Here is a 3,061-nt window from a genome sequence, read left to right as displayed (position 1 = left end):
TTCTAACAAATTTTAAAAAGACTGTCGATAGTCAATTTGTCAACAGTCTGAAACTATGCTAGGCATAGTTTTTATTTTACGTAATGTAAGTTTTCTAACATAACTCCGCATCCATTAGCAACACAATTTAATGCATCATCAGCAACAAATACTGGAACATTAAGTTCAGATTCTAATAATTGATCTAAACCTGTTAATAATGCTCCTCCACCTGTTAAGAAGATACCACGTGATACGATATCAGCAGCTAATTCTGGAGGTGTTTGTTCTAGAACGTGTTTAGTTTCTTTAACGATTGTTGCACATGTTTCTCTTAAGGCTAATTCTGTTTCATTAGAAGTTAATGTAATTGTATGTGGTAATCCAGTTACCATATCTCTACCACGTACTTCAATTGTTTTATCAGATAATCCTTTTACTGCTGAACCAATTTCAATTTTGATTTGTTCTGCAGTACGATCACCAATTAATAATTTATATTTATCTTTAACGAATTTGATAATATCTTCATCCATGACATCACCAGCAATTTTTAATGAAGAACTTGTTACAATATCACCTAATGATAATACAGCAATATCAGTTGTTCCCCCACCGATATCAATAACCATATTTCCTGTTGGTTTATTAATTTCTAATCCTGCTCCAATAGCAGCTACTTTTGGTTCTTCTTCGATAAATACTTTTCTTGCTCCACATCTTTCAGCAACATCTTTAATTGCTGATTTTTCAATTGATGTAATATTTGATGGACAACAAATTAAAATTGTTGGTCTTGAGAAAATTCCCTTTAAATTTAATTTATTAATAAAATGTGTTAATAAGATTTCAGTTACTCTAAAGTCAGCAATAACACCATCTTTTAAAGGTCTAATTGCTTGTACTCTTCCTGGAGTCTTACCTAACATATCCTTAGCTTCTTGTCCTACTGCTAAAGGTTTTTTAGTTTCGTCATCTATTGATACTACTGAAGGTTCATTAACTACAATCCCTTCACCTTTGACATAAATCAATATATTTGCTGTACCTAAATCGATACCAATTTCTTTAGATAATGCCATCGTTCGTCCTCCTTATTTTTTCTAGATTATTGTATCACGAATTTTATTAAATACAAGGACAAAAAACAAATAGTGATAATTTTTTCCATTATCACTATTTTAATTGATTATGCCTTGATTTTTGTTATTTCATGATTAAAAAATTGTTGGGGATTAAGCACTTTATTATCCTTGGATAAAACGAAATGTAAATGACTTTTTAAATCCGATTCATACACATTTTCCCCACTTCTAGCAATCACTTGTCCCTGTTTTATTTTATCTCCTTTTTCAACCTTAATTGAATCAACAGATTGATATGTAGTGGTTATACCACTATCATTTAAAATTGATAAAGTCCAACCAAGTAAAGCATCATTTTCTTTTTTTATCACTGTTCCACTTGTTGCTGCCATCACATCAAAGGCTTCACCATTATTTTGATAATCTAGTCCATAATGAGGACGATAAACCCCTTCAAAATAAATAAGGGCTTTCTCTAAACGTTCCTCTTTTAAATGTGAATCATAATATTCTCTGGCAATTTGAATTTGATTAGCTACTGGCTTACATAACACCTCTTTATGTTCTTCAACTTTCTTTTCTTTTCTTTTTTCCACATTAACAACAGGAACTTCTTCAAAAGGTTTTAATTGATTAACAACGACTTGAAAAATCGCACTTCCACCCAGAAAAATAACTAAAGCACTAACTAAAAATAGCATTTTTTTATTTTTTTTAATAAAGTTTTTCATTATTTCACCTCAAAAGAATTGTGACCATAATAAAAATCTTTATGCTATCTTTTTTCAATTTTCACTCCTTGATAATAATGCTGAATAATCGTTTTATAATCATATCCTTCTTTTGCCATACCTTGAGCACCATACTGACTCATTCCCACTCCATGACCACATCCTTGAGTAATAAAACAATATTTATTTCCTTCTTTAATTATTTTAAAATCGCTAGAAGGTAAATTGAGGATTTCTCGTACCTCTCTTCCTGTATATATTTTATTACCAATTTGAATTTGATCAACGCGTCCACTTTTTTTATATGTTATATTTTTAAAATCTAGAGAATGTAATTTTGTTTTTAATTCTTGAACTGTAAAATAATTTTTCCTTTTAAAGCGAGGATCTTCATTTTTATCCCAATGAGAATCAACTGACTTCAAATAGGGTTGTGGACTCCCCTTAAAATAGTCTTCAACATTTTCACTATACCCGTTACTGCTAGAATAAAACAATGCTGAAATGCACTTACCTTGATAAGTAATAATTTCTCCTTTAGTATCCTTGATCGCTTTTTTTACTTTTTCCTTATACTCATGGTAATGTTCCTTCCAAGAAACTTGAATTTGTTGATCTGTTAAATATACTTGACTAGATGTTGTATTATCTACGCTAAGTAAACGTGAATAAACAAAAGTACGACTTGCCAGAACTTGTGCCTTAATTGCTTCCTCATGAAAAGAGGCAGGCATTTCTCCTGCAACAACCCCTAACAAATAATCATCTAATAAAATATTTTGGGTGTCTTGGTCTATTTTTACATGTACATATTCGTCTTTTTTTATATGTTTATAATAGACTTTCTTTTTAGTCATAGTAGGAACTTGAATAAAGAAAAAGGAAATGAATAAAAAAAAGACAATTCCTATCTTCATTATCATTGTTTTCATAGTATATCCTATGAATTCTAAAATAATTTAGAAATGAATTGTCATAAAATCTAAGATAAAAGATGCAAGCATGTAACCAATTGCTAGAGAAACAATAATATAAGTTAAATAAAATTGTTTCACTTTTCCTTTTAAAATAAAGTGTTCATAATTAAAACAACTTAAACCATACATTGTCATCAGTATTGAACCTAAAATGACAATAAATTTTACAATGTCATAACTCATACGCTTCTCCTTGATAAATAAAAAAACATCATATACATGATGTTCAATTCTAAATGGTGACTCGTACGGGATTCGAACCCGTGAATGCATGCGTGAAAGGCATGTG

At 30.0% G+C, this 3,061-nt stretch carries 4 protein-coding genes; all 4 read right to left on the bottom strand.

From position 1 onward, the window contains the following. Positions 1 to 71: 71 nt before the first annotated feature. The 4 genes from DW911_RS10805 to DW911_RS10790 all read right to left on the bottom strand — a co-directional run bounded on the left by DW911_RS10805 (position 72) and on the right by DW911_RS10790 (position 2,955). Positions 72 to 1,061, bottom strand: coding sequence for a rod shape-determining protein (locus DW911_RS10805; protein ID WP_118434199.1), 990 nt, complete (start codon positions 1,059 to 1,061; stop codon positions 72 to 74). Between the two features lie 107 nt (positions 1,062 to 1,168). Beyond that, complete coding sequence (locus tag DW911_RS10800) at positions 1,169 to 1,795, bottom strand: M23 family metallopeptidase (protein WP_118607813.1); 627 nt, start codon at positions 1,793 to 1,795, stop codon at positions 1,169 to 1,171. Positions 1,796 to 1,839: 44 nt separating this feature from the next. Continuing rightward, on the bottom strand, positions 1,840 to 2,727 hold the full coding sequence (gene spoIID, locus DW911_RS10795) for a stage II sporulation protein D (protein ID WP_118434201.1): 888 nt from the start codon (positions 2,725 to 2,727) through the stop codon (positions 1,840 to 1,842). A 27-nt stretch (positions 2,728 to 2,754) separates the two neighbouring features. Then, complete coding sequence (locus tag DW911_RS10790; protein WP_118434202.1) at positions 2,755 to 2,955, bottom strand: DUF1146 domain-containing protein; 201 nt, start codon at positions 2,953 to 2,955, stop codon at positions 2,755 to 2,757. Positions 2,956 to 3,061 lie beyond the last annotated feature (106 nt).

This window comes from Erysipelatoclostridium sp. AM42-17 (assembly GCF_003480255.1).
In the GTDB taxonomy this organism is placed as follows: Bacteria; Bacillota_I; Bacilli_A; order Erysipelotrichales; family Coprobacillaceae; genus Faecalibacillus.
Note: the sequence above shows the minus strand (reverse complement) of the source record. Positions and strands in the feature narration are given on the sequence as shown.

Coding starts and splice junctions, on each gene's coding strand:
- DW911_RS10805 (WP_118434199.1), bottom strand. CDS start 1,061: ATGGCATTATCTAAAGAAATTGGTATCGATTTAGGTACAGCAAATATA.
- DW911_RS10800 (WP_118607813.1), bottom strand. CDS start 1,795: ATGAAAAACTTTATTAAAAAAAATAAAAAAATGCTATTTTTAGTTAGT.
- spoIID (WP_118434201.1), bottom strand. CDS start 2,727: ATGAAAACAATGATAATGAAGATAGGAATTGTCTTTTTTTTATTCATT.
- DW911_RS10790 (WP_118434202.1), bottom strand. CDS start 2,955: ATGAGTTATGACATTGTAAAATTTATTGTCATTTTAGGTTCAATACTG.